The sequence below is a fragment of the Desulfocucumis palustris genome (assembly GCF_002933875.1).
In the GTDB taxonomy this organism is placed as follows: domain Bacteria; phylum Bacillota; class Desulfotomaculia; order Desulfotomaculales; family Desulfocucumaceae; genus Desulfocucumis; species Desulfocucumis palustris.
In genome coordinates, this window is sequence record NZ_BFAV01000108.1 from 1 (window position 1) to 301 (window position 301).

Annotated in this window: 1 protein-coding gene; it reads right to left on the reverse strand. The window is 51.2% G+C overall.

Features of this window, described 5'->3' with window-relative positions:
- Positions 1-301, reverse strand: a 301-nt coding sequence (locus DCCM_RS18545) for a hypothetical protein (protein WP_165792075.1), incomplete at both ends; no start/stop codon positions are given.

The window sequence follows — 301 nt, forward strand, 5'->3', positions numbered from 1 at the left end:
GCCGTTGGAGTCATAGGTGTAGGTATAGGTGCCTCTTACTCCGTCCTCGGATGTTTCTATGGTTTTTTCGGACAAACGGTCCGCGGTGTTGTAGGTAAAGGTGCCGTTTTCATGATGGCCTCCGCTTTGGATTGTCCATTTTTTGGTGTGGCTCAGCCTGTTGCCCAGGTTATCATAGGTGAAGGTGTTATGGTATTTATACGACCCGCTGCCGACGCTGTCGTCGGTGTCTATGCTGGACAGCCTGTTCAGGCTGTCGTAAACCAGGTTGTATTTATGAGTTTGCAGCGCGCTGCTGGGA